The sequence below is a fragment of the Devosia sp. genome, assembly GCF_030689745.1.
GTDB classification, from domain to species: Bacteria; Pseudomonadota; Alphaproteobacteria; order Rhizobiales; family Devosiaceae; genus Devosia; species Devosia alba.
The window spans coordinates 30,563-47,574 of sequence record NZ_JAUYGL010000012.1 but is presented as its reverse complement, the minus strand read 5'-3'; the positions used below and the strand labels follow the sequence as shown (position 1 = coordinate 47,574).

The following is a 17,012-nucleotide window of genomic DNA, read 5'->3' as shown; positions in this document are numbered from 1 at the left end:
TACCACGCCGACTATGCCGATGCGGGCCAACAGACGCCGTCTTCATTGTCGCCACAGTGGATCGAGGGGGTGCTGCGCGGCGAACTGGGCTTTGACGGTGTGGTGATCAGCGATGATCTGGAAATGGGCGCCATTCGCGATCACTTCACCCTGGCGCAGACGGTAACACAGGCCGTGCGGGCGGGCCTCGATGTGCTGCTGTTTTCCAATACTGCCGACTACCGTGCCGGGCTGGGACAGGAGGTGCTGGACATTCTGCTCACGGCGGCCGCAGATGACCCCGCCTTTGCCGCGCGCATCGAACAGAGCTATACGCGCATCGTGGCATTGAAGGCGCGGATCCATTGATCCCCCGATCGCTGGCGGTTTCCCCACCTTCTCGACGCCAAAGGTTCCCTCGCGAGCCAAGCGCGGATAAAGTCCGCAGCCACGAAGCAGGAGTCGTTGCTTGATGACGGATGACCGCGAGGTTCGGCAGGTACGGGCCATGTTCATTTCGGATGTGCACCTGGGAATGAAGCCGATCCGGGTTGGACAGTTGATCGACTTTTTGCGCGCACACGATGCCGAGACCATTTATCTGGTTGGTGACATTCTCGATGGCTGGCGGCTGGCCAAGGCCTGGCACTGGCCCAGCGAGTACAATGTGCTGGTGCAATTGCTGCTCGACAAGGCCAATGCCGGGGCACGGATCATATACCTGCCCGGCAATCACGACGAATTTCTGCGCGAATATCTGGGTACGTATTTCGGCGAGATCGAATTCGTCGATCGCACCGTGCACACCACGGCCACCGGCAAGACCTATCTGGTCATCCATGGCGACCAGTTCGACGTTGTGGTGATGAACGCCAAGTGGCTCGCTCATTTGGGCGACTGGGCCTACAATGCGGCGCTGCGCGTCAATATTGCCATAAACTGGGTGCGCCGGCGCCTGGGCTTGCAATACTGGTCGCTGAGTGCCTGGGCCAAGCAGAAGGTGAAGAACGCGGTGTCAATCATCGGCCGCTTTGAGGAAGCGCTGGTGCATGAGGCCAAGGAAACCGGCGTTGACGGGGTGATCTGCGGCCATATCCATTTTGCCGCCATGCATGACCGGCTGGGCATCCACTACATCAATACCGGGGACTGGGTCGAAAGCTGCACGGCGATCGTAGAAACGCCCGCAGGCGAATTCGAACTGATCCAGTGGACTGAGATGGCCGTGGCCACCGCGCCGCGCAAATTCCGCCTGCGCCGGGCCGCCAGCTAAGGGGCAGGGGACGCCGTTGGCGATTGAAGAAGTTGGTCTGCCAAGGGCGCTTGAACAAGCTGGATCGGCTGATCCCGAAGAATCAGTCTTTTGCCGCGCTGAGTGCCAGCGTCAGTTTCAGACCGTCCAGCGCATCGCTCAGTAGAATCTGGCAGCTGAGGCGCGAGTTTGGCCGCACATCCCCAACGCTGTCGAGCATGTCTTCTTCCTCTTCGGAGGGAGCACCGACCACCGCTGTCCAGTCCTTGTCGACATAGACATGACAGGTGGCGCAGCTCAAGGCGCCGCCGCACTCGGCCTTGATATTGAGGCCCCAGTCACGAATAACCTCCATTACCCGCCAGCCCTCGAGCCCTTCAAGCTCATGGTCGGCTCCGGCCTGGTCAGTAACGACAATCTTCATCAGGCCACGCCCAGCTTCTTCTGCAGCTTGGTCGAACTGGTCGTGTACTGAAACACGATCCGTTCACCGGGCGACACAATGGCCTTGGCTGCCTGCGCCATCAATGCGGCTTCATGGAAGCCCGACAGGATCAGCTTGAGCTTGCCAGGATAGGAATTGATATCACCAATGGCGAAGATTCCGGGCACCGAGGTCTGGAACTTCTCGGTATCCACCACGATGGTGTTGTCGTTGAGTTCAAGGCCCCAATCGGCCACCGGACCCAGCTTCATGGTCAGGCCAAAGAATGGCAGCAGGCGGGTGGCGGGCAGCGACAAATCGCCTGCATCGGTGGTCAGGTGCACGTGACTGATCTGCCCGTTCTCACCGTCCAGACTGGCGATCTGGCCTGTCAGGAAGTTGATCTTACCCTCGGCTGCCAGTTCCTGCATCTTGTTGACCGAGGCCGGGGCCGCCTTGAACACCGCGCGACGGTGAACCAGTGTCAGCGAACGCGCAATCGACTGCAGGCTCAGCGTCCAGTCCAGCGCCGAGTCGCCGCCGCCAACAATCACCACGTCCTGACCGCGGAAGTCATCCATCTTGCGGACCGAGTAGAATACCGATGTGTTTTCAAACGCCTCAATGCCGTTGACAGGCGGGCGCTTAGGCTGGAACGAACCGCCACCGGCCGCGATCACCACCACCTTGGCGTTGAAAATTTCATCGGCGTCGGTGGCCAGCTTGAATGAGCCATCAGCCTGCTTCTCGATGGAATTGACCATTCGGTTGAAGTGAAACTCCGGCGCGAACGGGGCAATCTGGGCCATCAGATTGTCGGTGAGCTGCTGGCCTGTCACCACCGGAAAACCGGGAATGTCATAGATCGGCTTTTCGGGGTAGAGCTCAGTGCACTGGCCACCGGGACGATCCAGAATATCTATGAAATGGCATTTGAGGTCGAGCAGTCCGAGCTCGAAGGCTGCAAACAGCCCGCAGGGGCCGGCGCCGATGACGACGACATCGGTGGTGATTTCAGTGCTCATTGATCTCAAGTCCAATTGGAGGGCCACCGCCCTCGGTCATTGCAGGAAGTCTGGCAGGCGCGTGCAACCCTGAGGCTGACGCTCCACCTATATCACGAGGCGCGCCGAAGGAAGGGTCGGGTTCCAATCGGTACCTCGGCAGTGCCCACTGGCTGGTAGAAGATGGCGACTTCGGGCAGCCGGTTTTCGATCAGCGCAGCGCGGGTGGGCTCATGGGTGACCACCAGGGCGTTGAAACCACAGCGGCGCATCAGGGGAATCTGGTCCTGCAGGACGTCGCCAACCGCCCTGATCTCGTTAGCATACTGGTAACGTTGAGATACCAGACGTGCAGTTGAATAGCCCCGTCCGTCGGCGAAGCCGGGGAATTTGATGGCGATCGAGGAGAAGCGTTCGAGATCGTCCGCCACGTCTTCGACGCTCTCGCCTGGAGCCACCAGCAGCCCGAGCGGGTGCGGGTTGGCGAGGAACGCCTCGCGGTGAGCCAGGAACACCGGCAAGGGAACGTGCTGGTAGCGCGCTGTGGCCGGTTCGCTTTCATCGGTCCAGTCGTGGAAGGGGTCGGCGATGAAGGTCCCGTCTTTCCACAGCGTGTGTCGCTTCGCGGCCATCATGGGCGAGGCGATCGCGCCGTTGAAATCGAAATGGATGCCGCACTCTTTCTTGTCCAAACCACGCCAGCGTCCGGCGCGCGGATCTTCACCCTCGGCCACGACCGAGGTGCAGGGCGCGCAACCAATCGATTTGTAGCCCTTGGCGAATAGCGGGTGCTCGGGCAGGCCATGGTCGATCTTGTATTGATTGACATCGCTATCGTGGAAATAGGCCAGCGGATTGACCTTGATACGATCATCGCTGGTCAGTTCAAAATGCGGCAGCACCCCGCGTTCTCTGGTCTGGAAGCGCTTCCGCCCGGTGACCCAGCCGCCATAGAGCTCGGTAATGGGCTCAAGCGGCTCGGTCTTGCGGATGTGGCAGCAGCTATCGGGATCGGTCTCCCACAGCGTGCCCGCGGGGTCAAAGCGCGCCAGGTCTGCTTGATTGGGATGGATGGCGTGCACATTGAGCAGGCCGAGATGCTGCTTTAGCGTCTCGACGTAATCCAGCGTTTCCTGGAAGTGCTTGCCGGTTTCGAGGAAATATACCGGCAGGCTCGGATCAACCTGCGCGACCAGATGCAGCAGCACGGCCGAGTCGGCGCCAAAGGAAGACACCACCGCCAGATCACCGGGCAGCACATCAGCGGCCGCCTGACGCAATACGCCAACGGCATCCATTTCATCGAACATGCCGTTGAGCGCCAGAATTCCCAGCGCGCGCAACTTGTCGTGCCCGGCCGGCACCTGGACCTGCTTAGGCTGTTCCATAAAGGGCCTCCTTGAATGGGGCTTCGCCGAGCCGGCGATAGGCCTGAATGAACGTCTCGTCTACGCTGTGGCGCTTGGCAATATAGGTGTCGACGAGTTTTTCGATGGCATCAGGCACGGCGTCGGCTTCAAAGCCGGGGCCGATGATCTTGCCCACCGAAGCCTGTTCGCTGGCATCGCCACCCAGGGTGATCTGATAGAGCTCGCCGCCCTTCTTCTCGACACCCAGAATGCCGATATGGCCGACATGATGGTGGCCGCAGGCATTGATGCAGCCGGAGATCTTGATCTTGAGATCGCCGATTTCGGCCTGGCGCTCGGGCGCAGCGAATTTGTGCGTGATTTCCTGCGCAATCGGGATCGAGCGGGCGTTGGCCAGGGCGCAGAAATCGAGGCCCGGGCAGCAAATGATGTCGGTGATCATACCGGCATTGCCATCGGCCAGCCCGGCCGCGACCAGCGCGTCATAGACGGTGCGCAGATCGGCCACCGCCACATGCGGCAAGACCAGGTTTTGCTCATGGGTGACGCGCAACTCGTCAAAGGAGTAGCGCTCGGCCAGATCGGCCACCACGTCCATCTGCACATCCGTGGCGTCGCCGGGCGCGCCACCGACAGGCTTGAGCGAAATGGTCACCGAGGCATAGCCCGGCTCGCGGTGTGCATTGAGGTTATTGTCGAGCCAGCGGCCATAGGCGGGATCAATGATGGATTGATAGGCCACATCGACCTTGCTGCCTGCCTGGTCAGTAAAGGCCGGAGGCGCAAAATAGGTGGTGATCCGATCAACTTCTTCGGACGGTAGCGTCAGTATGCCACCGCGAATTTCGGCAAACTCGGCCTCGACCTGACCCTTGATGGTCTCAAGACCTTCTTCATGCACCAGAATCTTGATGCGCGCCTTGTACTTGTTGTCGCGCCGACCGTAGCGGTTATAGACCCGCATGATGCTCTCGAGATAGGCCAGCAGGTGCTCATTGGGCACGAAGCTGTTGATCAGCTTGCCGATCATCGGGGTGCGACCGAGACCACCGCCGACCCAGACTTCCCAGCCCGTTTCGCCAGCTGCATTGACCGCCGCCTGCAGGCCGATGTCGTGGAAGCGAATGGCGGCCCGGTCATTGGGTGAGCCGGTCATGGCGATCTTGAACTTGCGCGGCAGATAGGTGAATTCGGGATGCAGGCTCGACCATTGTCGGATGATCTCGGCGACGGGGCGCGGATCGATGATTTCATCGGCAGCGGCGCCAGCAAACTGGTCGGTTGTGGTGTTGCGAATGCAATTGCCCGAGGTCTGGATCGAGTGCATTTCGACGCTGGCCAGTTCTGCCAGAATCGCCGGAACATCCTTTAGTTTCGGCCAGTTGAACTGGATATTCTGCCGCGTGGTGAAGTGGCCGTAGCCCCGGTCATAGGTGCGTGCGATATGGGCCAGCTTGCGCAACTGCCGGCTCGACAGCGTGCCATAGGGCACCGCTATGCGGAGCATATAGGCATGCAATTGCAGATAGAGCCCGTTCATCAGCCGCAGCGGGCGGAACTGGTCTTCGCTCAGTTCGCCCGACAGGCGGCGGTTTACCTGATCGGCAAATTGTGCGCCGCGGCCCGCGACAAACGCGGCGTCAAATTCGTCATATCGATACATGACCGTCCTCCCCCAGTTTCTGGCGGTCGAAGATGGCGCCGTTCAGTGTCAAAGGCGCCGTTGGGCCGGTGGCGCGGATCCGTTCGCGCAGCCGCTTGGGGACGATAAGGCCTTGATCCAGTGTCACTTCCTCGATCTCCAGGCTGATGATCCGGCCGGTGTCCCTGGTTGCGGCCAGGGCAGCGTCGCGCGCGGCGACGTCCTCGGCACCGAAAATCCGGGCGGCTTGCAGATCCTGAATCCAAAGTCCCTTGTTATCGAGATAAACTGTTCCGCCAGAGGTCAGTTCATTGCCGGTCAGGATTTCCATGTGCTCACGCCACCTTGTAGTTCTGGGCGGCGATCGCCGCCGCATTGGCCCAGTCGCCCGCCGCGACTGCTTCGCCAACAAAAATGATCGCGGGACCGTCGGCGAACGCCACATCACTTTCGATCAGCGACCGCAGATTGCCCGAATAGGTTGTCATCCGGGGGCGCCCGGCATTGACCACTATGCCCACGGGGAGATCCGGATGGGCGCCATGGGCGACGAGCCGGCTGGCAACGTCTGATGCAATCGACTTGCCCATATAGAGCGCTAGCGTCAGACCGGCCTGTGCCAGCGCCGCCCAGTGGGTCAGATCGCCGTCATCGGCACCATGCGCCGTCGCCATGATGAAGCCGCTCGACACCTTGCGCAGCGTCACCGGGGTCGCTGTATCGGCGGCGGCGGCCAGGGCAGCACTGACGCCGGGAATGATCTGATAGGCCAGGCCTGCCTTGCGCAGGGCGGCGATTTCTTCGCCGGCGCGCCCGAACACCATCGGGTCGCCTGATTTGAGCCTTGCCACCTTCTTGCCCTGCCGCGCCAGCCGGATCAGCAGGGTATTGATCTGTGCCTGGCTGAAGGAGTGATGGCCCTTGGCCTTGCCAACGGAAATCTGTTCGGCATCACGCCGCCCCATCTGCACCACGGCGTCGGGCACCAGCTGGTCATGCACAATGACGTCGGCCTGTTGCAGCAGCCGCTGGGCGCGCAGGGTGAGCAGATCTTCGGCGCCCGGGCCGGCCCCGATCAACCAGACAATGCCGGCGCTGTCGCGCTGGGACTGATGCTGTGTGAGCAGGGTTTCGGCGGCAAGCTGGCCGGCTGCAGGACTGGCGGCCAAGGCCGCCTCCACATGCGGGCAGGTCACCAGTTCTTCATAGAAGCGCCGGCGGGCGGGGCCGGGATGGATGAGGCTTTCAACCTGCTGGCGCAGGCCACCGGCCAGGCGCACGATCTTGCCAAGCTCGGGGGGCAGCATGGCCTCAATGCGTGCCCGCACCAGCCGTGCCAGCACCGGCGCATCGCCCTCGGTCGAAATCGCCACGCTCAACGGCGCGCGATCGACGATGGAGGGGGTATAGAAATCGCATTCGTCCGGCACATCGACCACATTGAGTGGAATGTTGCGGGCGCGGGCCGTCGCCTTGGCCAGTTCGGCATCGGCGCCCTGTTCGGCGACAAACACCAGTGCAACGCCATCGAGGTCAGAGCGTTCGAAGCCGCGCTCGACCAGTTCAACGGCAAGGCCGCTGAAGTCGGCAGCAATCTGCCGGCCAATCACCAGAACCTGTGCAGACGTCTTGCAGACCAGCCGGGCCTTGTTCAAGGCTTCCTCGCCACCGCCAATGATGGCGATGCGCTGACCACGAACCTTGAAGCTCAACGGGAAGGTGTTGAGGTGTCCCATGAGAAAATCCTGCTGCACCGGTTCGTAAAAATACGCGAAACCGCGGCTTTGCAGCAAGGCTTTGAAATTCAATAGCTTTTATATTTCCCTTAGCGGGCTCGGCTTGGAACAGGGCAGATGAGAATGCTCCAGCCCCGCTAAAAGAATCTGTGTGAGGGGTCCGACAAGCAAATTTTGCTTTATCGCATCCCACCTGCAACCAGGCTTTTGTTAGCCCTGCCGTCCCGGCACATGCACCACCAGGCCCTCAAGCTCATCCCTGACCTTGATCTGGCAGCTCAGGCGGCTGGCTTCCTTCACATCAAATGCGAAGTCGAGCATGTCTTCTTCCATCATCGAAGGGCCGCCAACCGTTTCTGTCCAAGAGTCATCAACATAGACATGGCAGGTGGCGCAGGTGCAGGCGCCGCCGCACTCGCCGATAATGCCGGGAACGCCATTCATGATGGCAGTTTCCATCACGGTGGCGCCGTTCTGGGCTTCGGTCTCGACGCGGACGCCATCCGGCTGGACAAAGGTGATTTTGGTCATAGGTCTCACGGGTATTGCTGTTCGCAGCCGATATAGGGGATGGGGCGGTGGTTTGGAACCACTATGCTGTCACACTCTCGTTGTGCAGCCGCAAGGCGGTCCGGGCAAACGAGCTTGCGGCAGGTCATTCATCTCAGGATGGGCCCCCGTCTCAAGGCCGGGGTGACATCCTATCGGGGGGTGGCGCTCGGACTAGAGCCCCAGCAAACCCTCAAGGTAATGCTGCTCGATGCCGAACATGGTCTTGATAGCAGCAATCTGGCTGAGGACCGCGTCGCGATCGCGGCCAACACGGCCATCTTTTTCGGCGACAATCAGATTGTTTTTCGGTGTGTGCGCGTCGGACACGAACTCGAAAACCCTGGTACGGTAACCATTCAGCTCCAGCAGCAGCGCCCGCAGCGTGTCGGTTACCATCTCGGCCTGCCGCTCCAGGAAGATGCCGTGGCGGAGCATGGGGAGAAGGTGGGGGTCGGGCTGGCCGGCTTCCATCTGGCGGCGGATCTGTTTGTGACAGCAGGGGGCGACGGCGATCAGCGCGGCGCCGACGCGGATCCCCTGGAAGATAGCGTCATCGGTGGCCGTGTCACAGGCATGAAGGGCAATCACCGCGTCAGCGCCGGTGGCGTCAAAATCCAGGATGCTGCCGGACTGAAAGCTGAGCCCGTCAAAGCCCGATGCCTGGGCCGTGGCATTGCCGTCGGCCACCAGTTGCTCGCGCATCTCAACACCCACAATGCCCACCGCACGCCGGGCGACATTGACCTGATAGTCATAGAGCGCAAAATCGAGATAACCCTTGCCCGCGCCCATATCGACGATCAACGGCTGCTCGGCCTGGATTGCCTGAATCAGCGGCGCAAAGATCTCCACCATCTTGTTGATCTGGCGGAACTTGTCCTGCGCGTCATTGCGTACGATACCGTCCTTGCCGGCAATGCCGAGCGCCTTCAGCCAGGGTTTGTCGGTGCCGTCGAGCGGCCGGTTCTTGGCCCGGTTGTGATCGGTTGAGGGCGCCTCGCGCCCCGCCACTTCCTTGCGCTTGAGGCGGATCTTGAGGCCGTTGCGCTCGAAAACCATGTCGAAGCCGGTGGTCGCCAGTTGCGCACTGGAAAACTCATCCTTGAGCGCGGCACGCAGCAGCGCCAGCGCTTCGGGCTGAATGAAATTCTTGATGATGTCGCGGGTCTTGTAGCGATAGGTGAAGGAGAACTTGTCCCCATCCTTTACCGTGATCTTCTTGACCTCGACCGATTTCAGATCGGGTTCAGCGCCGTGATAACCGCCCAGCTTCAGCCGCACCAGTTCCCCGTTCATGAACGCGGTTTTGGTGGCGTTCAAGAGCTCTTCGATACGGTCGGGGGCGGTCAATGGCGTTCCTTGGTGGTCAGAAAGCGGATTTTTGGAAAGTCCTGCTTGGCGCGATCAGCCCACCAGGCATTCTGTGCCAGAAACACCGGCGCGCCGGTGCGGTCTTCGGCAATGTTCATTTTCTGCGCACTGATGAAGCGTGCCAGTTCGGCCGGCTCGTCGGACTCGATCCAGCGGGCGACCTCATAGTTGAGGCTTTCAAAGGTGATCGGCACGCCATATTCCTTCTCGATACGTGAACTGAGCACTTCGAGCTGCAACTGGCCAACCACGCCCACGATCCAATCGGCACCGACCATGCGGCGGAACACCTGGGTCACGCCCTCTTCGGACAGGTCCGATAGTGCCTTGGCCATCTGCTTGGTCTTCATGTGATCGCCCAGCCGTACGCGGCGGATGATTTCGGGGGCAAAATTCGGGATGCCGGTCACATTGATATTGGCGCCCTCGGTCAGCGTATCGCCCACCGAGAGGGTACCGTGATTGGGTATGCCGACAATGTCGCCCGCCACGGCAGAATCGGCCAGTTCGCGGTCATTGCCGAAAAAGAACATTGGATTGGAGACGGCCATGTCCTTGCCCGAGCGCACATTCTTGAGCCGCATGCCGCGGGTGAAGGTGCCCGAGCAGAGCCGGACAAAGGCGATGCGGTCGCGGTGATTGGCGTCCATATTGGCCTGCACCTTGAACACGAAGCCGGTGACTTTCTTGTCGCTCGGCTCGATTGGCGCCGGGATGGCCGGTTGCGGGCGCGGCTCGGGGCCCCACTCGCCCAAGGTGCGCAGCAGTTCGGCCACGCCAATGCCTTTGAGCGCGGAGCCAAACAGCACGGGGCTGAGATGGCCGGCGTGAAAGGTCGCCAGATCAAAGCCCGGCAGCATGGCGGTAGCCATTTCGAGGTTTTCCAGCGCCGTCATGAAGACCGGATCCTCGACCAGCGCCGCATTGTCGAGCAGGTCTTCGATGGCGTCATATTCGGCGATCGGCTTGCCCTGCGGATTGACCACCCGCTTCTCGAGCAGATCGAGATAGCCGCGGAAATCCACGCCCTGGCCTATGGGCCACAGGACCGGGGTCAGATCGAGCGCCAGCTTGCTCTGGATTTCGTCGATCAGATCGAGCGGCGCCAGGCCTTCGCGGTCCACCTTGTTGATGAAGGTGATGATGGGGATGTCGCGCAGGCGGCAGACCTCGAACAGCTTGAGGGTTTGTGCCTCGATGCCCTTGGCCGCGTCGATCACCATGATGGCGGCGTCCACCGCCGTCAGCGTGCGATAGGTATCTTCGGAAAAATCCGAGTGGCCGGGCGTGTCGAGCAGGTTCAGCGTCAACCCGTCATAATCGAAGGTCATCACCGAGGAGGTGATGGAAATGCCGCGCTTCTGCTCCATTTCCATCCAGTCAGACCGAGTGGAACGGCCGCCAGCCTTGCCGCGCACTGCGCCGGCCGACTGGATCGCCCCGGCCGCCGCCAGCAGGCGCTCGGTCAGCGTGGTTTTACCCGCATCGGGGTGCGAAATGATCGCAAAGGTCCGGCGGGTACGGAATGGTTCGGCAAGGGACCGGGGCGCAGCCTCGGCGGCACTGGATAAGGACATGGATCTGCTGGACGGTTGGGCCGCTGCATCGGCGCGGCAAGTTGGCCGCTATATAAGCGATGGTGGGAAAGCGGTCAAACTGCTGCCGGGCCGGGGCGGACACGTGGTCATGACCTCGTCCTTCGAGAGACTCAGGATGAGGTCTGCTGAGAAGGTGATAGCAAGCGCCGCCTAAGCCGGTTCGCTATCCAGCATGCGGGCGATGAAGCCGCGGACTTCCTCGATGGCGAGGCCCAAATCGTCGAGACGTTCGGGAGCGAGGGGGCGACCGGCCAGTAGTTCGGACTCGGCGGCCTTGGCCAGACTGGCCACCGAAAACGCCCCCACACCATTCGAGGAGCCCTTGATCGAGTGTAGGTTAAGCGCCAGATCGTCATAGCTGGTGGCCAGCTGCAAGCGGGCGAAATAGGTCGACACCGTGGTGTCATACATGCGCAGGATCTCGTATTCGAGATGCTCGTCGCCAAGGCACTGCTTGGCCAGATGCACCAGGTCGATCGGCCGCGCCGCGCGCGTGGTGGGGAGGGCGTCGGTCTGTACGAGGGGGGCCGAATTCCGGGCCATGCTGGTCGCTCCGTTACACGCAGCTACGCGTCCGACAGGGACAATGCTGCATGGATAAGCCTAGAATGGGCAGGTGAACAGGTGATTAAGCCACACCTTTGCCTTGCTTTGCGGCTCCACCTGTTGCCGGGGCTTCCCCAGAAAATTAACCTATGGGTAAGATTCCATTCGGTTTGCTTCAAATTGAATGTATTAATGCGCTTTGAACCAGCGCGCGGCGGCGAGGGTTGGGGGACGATACGGGCTTTTGCATCGAATTGTTTCCATTTGACCACGGGCCCGGAAACGGGTTGGGGGCATGCTTCTCCTAGAGTCCGCCTTGTTGCTGCCAAGCCGACGCGAGAGTTGTAAAGAGTATGGCGAAGAACCCGACCCCCACGAACGATCCCGCCGCGCTGGCGTTTTCAGCCGTCGAAGATGCCCTCAAGGAATCGGTGTTCAACATGGACAATGCCGCCCAACAGGCTTCCGAACGCAAACCGGCCGCTACCGGCCGCAGTGAACGGTTGCGGGCGGCCGACAAGATCGCCCAGCAGGCGGGTCCGGTCGCCAATGACGATCGCTATCCGGCCTCCAAGATCCTCTACAGCCTGCAGAACCGCTCGTCGTTGGCCCCAATCTGGGTCGCGCTACTGGTCTCGCTGGCCTGGCTGGCCATTTCGGGCGCCGGCGGCTGGCTGCGTTATGGCGATCAGTTCAGCGATTTCGGCAGCTTTGTCGGCACTATCGACTTCATCGCGCTGGCCGCCATCATGGTCGTGCCGGTGGTTGGATTTTTCGGCATCGCCACCCTGTTCCGCCGCGCGCAGGATCTGCGCAATGCCGCTTCCTCGATCACCCAGGCCGCCATGCGGCTGGCCGAGCCCGAAGTGACCGCTGCCGACAAGGTCGCCTCGGTCGGTCAGGCGGTGCGCCGCGAGGTCAATGCACTGGGCGACGGTCTGGAGCGCGCTCTGTCGCGCGCCGGCGAGCTGGAAGTGATGATCCACAACGAGGTCACCGCGCTCGAGCGCACCTATTCGGACAATGAATCGCGGATGCGCGCCCTGATCGCCGAACTGGCCAGCCAGCGCGAAAGCGTGCTGACCAATACCGATCGGGTGCGCGAGGCCATTACCGAGAGCCATACCGGGCTGGTGTTTGACCTCGACATGATCAGCCAGCGCATTTCGGGCACTATTGTCGAAAGCGGCGGCAATCTGACCCGGGCGCTGGAAACCGCCGGCAATACGCTGACCAATGCCTTTGGCGAACGCACCGAGAATTTTGTATCGCTGGTCGATAACCGCACCACCGACTTCATGTCCTCGCTCGATCAAAGTGCCGGACGGCTGTCGCTGAGCTTTGAAGACCACACGGCCAGCATGGCCCGGACACTGGATGAGCGCGCCGAACAGTTGACCGCTGGTGTCGATAGCCGGATCAGCGCGCTGGCCGAGGCCCTTGATGGTCGCGCCAACCAGATCGGCGACGCTATCGATCAGCGGACCCGGGTCATCGAAGATCGCAGCAGCAGCTTTGCCACCGCCTTTGACGACCGTACCCAGTCGATCGCCGGCCTGATTGAATCGGGCACGGAGCGCCTGTCGGCGGCCTTTGACGAGCGCACCAGTGCGCTGTCGACGCTGCTGAGCGACGGCGGCGACGCCCTGCTGAACCAGCTGCAAGATCGCGGCCACGAAGTGACCGGCGGGCTTGACATGATCGGCCAGCGCATTGCCGACGATATTTCGTCGCGCTCACGCGAGGCCGAGGTGCTGCTCAGCGCGCTGACACGGCAGCTTGATGAATCGGTGTCGATTCAGCTCAACGCCATGGACAGCCGGATGCAGTCGGCTGTCATCGAGATCAACGGGGCGCTGGACGATACCTCCGAACGGGCGCGCATCACGCTGTCCTCGGCTGGCCAGGATACGCTGAGCCAGTTTGATACCAGGCTCAGCGAAATCACCAGCATTCTCGATGCCCGCCTGCACGCCCTTGATGGCGTGGTTGGTGACAAGGGTGACCATCTGATTGCACGCCTGGAAGAGCAGGGCACCAGCTTTGCCGCCCGCGCCAATGTGCTTGAAATGGCGCTGAACGAAGAATCCGGGCGCTTCAACGACGTTGTCAGCGAGCGGACCCGTGAAATGAGCGATGTGCTCGGCGCCCGCACCAAGGCCATTACCGAGACGCTGAACCATCGCAGCCGCGAATTGTCGGACTCGCTCGAAGGCCATGCCGGCATTATTGCCGAAGCGCTGGATGAGCGCACCAAGGCACTCGACACCGTTTTGTCGACCCGTACTGACGCGCTGGGCAGCACGCTGAAAACCCACGCCGCGACGCTCGATGAGACCCTGGATGCCAGGGCCCGCGATATGGACGAAGCCATTCGCGTGCGCAGCCAGGAACTGGACGAGAAGCTGACCGGCGGCACCAGTGCCTTCGATCAGGCGATTGCCGGTCGCACCCAGCATCTGTCCGACACGCTGTCGGAAAAGACGATGGCCATAACGCTCGAAATCGACTCGCGCACCGGTGACCTGGCCCACCAGCTGGAAGAGCGCACGACCAGTCTGGTTGAGCAATTGGGCACCAGCGCGACTACGCTGACCAGTGAACTGGATACCCGCAGTGCTGAACTGCGCGCCGCCCTGGACGGGGGCACCCAGCAACTGGCGCAGACCGTTGGCACCAGGACCCAGCAACTGTCCGAGGCGCTCAATATCCGCACCGAAGCGCTGGGCGACACGCTGGCCACCCATACAGCCTCGATCAGCGAAACCATTGGCATGCGCACCAGCGAACTGGCCGATACCATCACGCGCCAGGGCGATGAGGCACGCGACAAGATTGACGACACGCTGCGCAGCGCCACCGACACGATGACCGACCATGTCAACTCGATGTCCTCGATGATCGTCAGCAAGGTGTCCGAGGTGAATGTCCATCTCGGTGATGGGCTGGAAAGTGCCATCTCGCGGATTACCGATGCCGAACATGGCGTCAGCGCGCGTATCGAATCGGCGTCTCAGACCGTGGCCGAAAGCGCCCGCCAGGCCGCCGATCTTATCGAGACCGGCGTCAATTCGGCGCGGCAGGCCATTTCCGAGATGGTCGATTCCCGGCTGGGCACCTTGCCCGAGGCAATCACCGCGCGGGCCGATATTACTGCTGATCGGCTGTCGGCCCTCAATGCGTCGATCAATACCTCGATCACCCAGTCGATGGCGGACCTGGAAGCCGGCGCCGACCGGATCGAGGAAACCATTGCTACCCGCATCACCGCGGCAACCCGCAACATTGCCGCCGATATCAGCGACACTGCCAATCACATGGACAGCGCCGTGCGCACCGCGCTCGACCAGATCCGCGTGGCCGCCACCGATATCGACGAGTTGCTGACCGTCAAGGCCGTGGGCGCGGTCGACCAGATCGAAACCCGCCTCACCGACATCAATCGCTCGGTGGAGCAGCACACCAGTACCTTTGCGAGCCTGGTCAACGAAAAATCGACAGAGCTGCAGGCCTCGCTCAACAGTCACGGCAATCTGCTGCGCGATGCCCTGGGCGAGAATGCCAAGGAAGCCGAAGCGATCATGGCGGTTTCCAGTTCGCGCATTCTTACCGATGTCACCTCGGCGCTGGGCAAGCTCAACGATTCCAATCTGCTGCTGCAGCGGGTGCTGGATGCTTCGACGGCAAACCTGGCCAATCTCGAAACCAGCGTGGCGCAGCAGACCTCAACCTATTCGGCGACGGTGCGCGACGCCATCGGCCAGACCGAACAGGCCGGCTCCATGGTCAGCCAGCATGTGGGGGCCCTGCAGACGACCATTCGCGGCATGGTCGACGAGTTCTCCTCGATCCTGGGCAAGCTGGACGCCGAAACCACCAATATGTCCCAGGCCACCACGGCCCTGACCATTACCAGTGACCATGCCATCGGCAATCTGGAAGAGCGTCGCGGCGCCATGGACTCGCTGGCGCAGAGCTTTGCTGCCCGGGCCGATGATATTGACGGGCGCATGCGCATGTTCGCCCAGTCGATCGCCGACACGGTCAACGACACCGAACGCCGCCTGATCGGCGCGCGCCGCGCCATGGAGGAAGCGCTGAGCGCGACCACCGGGACGGTGGTGGAAACGCTCGAACAGACCACGGGGACGATTACCGAGGCCATCCAGTCATCGACCAGCGAGGTCAATGACGCGCTCTACGCGACCAATGAACGCTTCACGTCCTCGCTGTCGAGCAATGCAGCGCAGATGGACAATGTGGTGCGGCGCGCCGCCGATGCGGCGTCGGCCGCGCTGGAAGAAAACGCCCATCGGATCAGCGATGTCCTGGCCTCGACCGCTGGCAATGTCACCGACGTGCTCAACACCACGACCGGCACCCTCGCCGAAACCCTCAACGACAGCTCGATTTCGGTTCGCAACGCCATTGCCGCCAATACCGGCCAGTTCCGGCAGGCCCTGGACGAGACGACCGGCCAGGTCAATGAGCGGCTGGGCGCCTTCCGGGGCACGGCAGATGCCGAAGGCCGTCGCGCCAATGCGGCGCTGCAGCAGGCCCAGCAGCAGATGGTTGTCGAAATGCAGCGCGCCATTGAAGAGGCAACCCAGCGCTTCAACGATACAGCGCATGCCATGCGCGAAACGGCTCGCGAAGTGGGTAGCGAACTCGAAGCCACCCGCGCCGAACTGGCCCGTGGCGTCAACGAACTGCCCGAGGAAACCCGGGCCAGCGCCGCTGCGATGCGCCGTGTCGTCGCCGAGCAGATCGAGGCGCTGAGCGAACTCAATGCGATCGTGCGCAGCCAGCCGGCCACGCACGACCTCAATGATCGCCGGGCCAGCACGCCGCGCCTTGCCGCGCGCCCCGAACCTCGCCCGGAAACCCGCCCTGAGGCGCCAGTGTATCAACCGGCGCGCCAGCCGGAGCCGAGCCGCGAGGCCTATCAGGCTGAGCCAATGCGGTCCTCGCTGATCGATCCGATCCGCACGCTGGAGCGCGCACCCGAGCCAGTGCGTCAGCCTGAGCCGATGGCGCAGCCCGAACCCGTCCGTCAGCCAGCAGCCCCAGCGGCTGAGCCGGCAGCGGCGGGCGAAGGCGGCTGGCTGCGCGATGTGTTGCGCAATGCCACGGCCAAACAGCAGAGCACCCAGCAGGTGCAGCCGGGCCTATCGGGCCTGACCGAAGAGATCGCGGCGTCGATTGACGATGCGGCGCTGGCCGATGCCTGGGCCCGCTATCAGGCCGGCGAATCCAATGTGTTCTCGCGCCGGATCTATACGCTGTCCGGCCAGGGCACCTATGACGATGTGCGCAAGAAGCTGCAGCGCGACCCCGAGTTCGCCCGTACCGCTGGCGCCTATATGAGCGAGTTCGAGCAATTGCTGAAGCGCGCGGCGACTGGCGCCCATCCGGCTGCCGAGACCCGCGAGCACCTGCTGTCGGATCGGGGCAAGGTCTACACTACCCTGGCCCATGCCAGCGGCCGCCTCGCGTAAGGCAGCACGCGCAACAGATCAAGAGACGGCCCCGGGAAAC

At 62.1% G+C, this 17,012-nt stretch carries 13 protein-coding genes; 3 read left to right on the top strand and 10 right to left on the bottom strand.

Features of this window, described 5'->3' with window-relative positions; genetic code table 11:
• The coding region (locus Q8O80_RS01230) for a glycoside hydrolase family 3 N-terminal domain-containing protein (RefSeq protein ID WP_305576081.1) at positions 1-348 on the top strand (348 nt) is incomplete at its 5' end.
• 103 nt (positions 349-451) lie between these two features.
• A complete protein-coding gene (locus Q8O80_RS01225) occupies positions 452-1,252 on the top strand; it encodes a UDP-2,3-diacylglucosamine diphosphatase (protein ID WP_305576079.1) in 801 nt (266 codons plus the stop codon).
• 82 nt (positions 1,253-1,334) lie between these two features.
• Here the strand turns inward: Q8O80_RS01225 and Q8O80_RS01220 are convergent, their stop codons facing one another.
• The 10 genes from Q8O80_RS01220 to Q8O80_RS01175 form a co-directional block, all read right to left on the bottom strand.
• Complete coding sequence (locus Q8O80_RS01220; protein WP_305576078.1) at positions 1,335-1,655, bottom strand: 2Fe-2S iron-sulfur cluster-binding protein; 321 nt, start codon at positions 1,653-1,655, stop codon at positions 1,335-1,337.
• Positions 1,655-2,680 carry an NAD(P)/FAD-dependent oxidoreductase gene (locus tag Q8O80_RS01215; protein WP_305576077.1) on the bottom strand — a complete coding sequence of 342 codons (1,026 nt, stop codon included), beginning with the start codon at positions 2,678-2,680 and terminating at the stop codon, positions 1,655-1,657. The genes Q8O80_RS01220 and Q8O80_RS01215 overlap by 1 nt, the downstream gene beginning before the upstream one ends.
• Before the next feature lie 92 nt (positions 2,681-2,772).
• Complete coding sequence (locus Q8O80_RS01210; RefSeq protein ID WP_305576075.1) at positions 2,773-4,047, bottom strand: phosphoadenylyl-sulfate reductase; 1,275 nt, start codon at positions 4,045-4,047, stop codon at positions 2,773-2,775.
• Positions 4,034-5,692: a nitrite/sulfite reductase gene (locus Q8O80_RS01205; protein ID WP_305576073.1), complete on the bottom strand. Its 1,659-nt coding sequence runs from the start codon at positions 5,690-5,692 to the stop codon at positions 4,034-4,036. The genes Q8O80_RS01210 and Q8O80_RS01205 overlap by 14 nt, the downstream gene beginning before the upstream one ends.
• Positions 5,679-6,002: a DUF2849 domain-containing protein gene (locus Q8O80_RS01200; protein ID WP_305576071.1), complete on the bottom strand. Its 324-nt coding sequence runs from the start codon at positions 6,000-6,002 to the stop codon at positions 5,679-5,681. The genes Q8O80_RS01205 and Q8O80_RS01200 overlap by 14 nt, the downstream gene beginning before the upstream one ends.
• Positions 6,003-6,006: 4 nt before the next feature.
• Positions 6,007-7,407 (bottom strand): siroheme synthase CysG, encoded by a 1,401-nt coding sequence (gene cysG, locus Q8O80_RS01195; RefSeq protein WP_305576069.1) that lies wholly within the window; start codon positions 7,405-7,407, stop codon positions 6,007-6,009.
• Between the two features lie 210 nt (positions 7,408-7,617).
• Entirely contained in the window at positions 7,618-7,938 is a 321-nt protein-coding gene (locus tag Q8O80_RS01190) for a 2Fe-2S iron-sulfur cluster-binding protein (protein WP_305576067.1), read from the bottom strand.
• 192 nt (positions 7,939-8,130) lie between these two features.
• Positions 8,131-9,309 (bottom strand): SAM-dependent methyltransferase, encoded by a 1,179-nt coding sequence (locus tag Q8O80_RS01185; protein ID WP_305576065.1) that lies wholly within the window; start codon positions 9,307-9,309, stop codon positions 8,131-8,133.
• Positions 9,306-10,907, bottom strand: a complete 1,602-nt coding sequence (locus tag Q8O80_RS01180; RefSeq protein WP_305576063.1) for a peptide chain release factor 3 — start codon at positions 10,905-10,907, stop codon at positions 9,306-9,308. Before Q8O80_RS01180 ends, Q8O80_RS01185 begins: the two co-directional genes overlap by 4 nt.
• 171 nt (positions 10,908-11,078) lie before the next feature.
• The gene (locus Q8O80_RS01175) at positions 11,079-11,471 is read right to left on the bottom strand and encodes an Hpt domain-containing protein (protein ID WP_305576061.1); all 393 of its coding nucleotides are present in this window, start codon (positions 11,469-11,471) and stop codon (positions 11,079-11,081) included.
• Between the two features lie 356 nt (positions 11,472-11,827).
• Between Q8O80_RS01175 and Q8O80_RS01170 the strand changes: the two genes are divergently transcribed.
• Positions 11,828-16,972, top strand: a complete 5,145-nt coding sequence (locus Q8O80_RS01170; RefSeq protein WP_305576059.1) for a hypothetical protein — start codon at positions 11,828-11,830, stop codon at positions 16,970-16,972.
• Positions 16,973-17,012: the final 40 nt, after the last annotated feature.